Genomic DNA, 299 nt, shown 5'->3' with positions numbered 1-299 from the left:
CATTTCGATTTTGCCGGACTCAATTTCGAATAATCACTGTAAAAGTGATATTCCCAAGAACACTTGAATGTGTTTTTTGGTGTTTGTCTTAAAGACAAACATTGAGAACTTTACAAGTAATCTTAAAGATTACTTTGTCAGCTTTCCAAATTGTTAAAGAGCTAATCACTTCTTATGAAGTAACCATTTTTAAAAACTCTCAAGAGAGAACGTTTAAAGATGGTATCCCGTAGGGGAGTCGAACCCCTGTTACCGCCGTGAAAGGGCGGTGTCCTAGGCCTCTAGACGAACGGGACACT

General features: G+C 38.8%; 1 tRNA gene. It reads right to left on the bottom strand.

Annotated features, from left to right (window positions below):
* Positions 1-220: 220 nt before the first annotated feature.
* A tRNA-Glu gene (locus tag VJL_RS26935) sits at positions 221-296 on the bottom strand.
* Between the last annotated feature and the right edge of the window lie 3 nt (positions 297-299).

Source organism: Vibrio jasicida CAIM 1864 = LMG 25398 (genome assembly GCF_000400365.1).
Taxonomy (GTDB): domain Bacteria; phylum Pseudomonadota; class Gammaproteobacteria; order Enterobacterales; family Vibrionaceae; genus Vibrio; species Vibrio jasicida.
The sequence above is the reverse complement of the archived record's forward strand: the minus strand, read 5'-3'. Positions and strand labels throughout refer to the sequence as shown.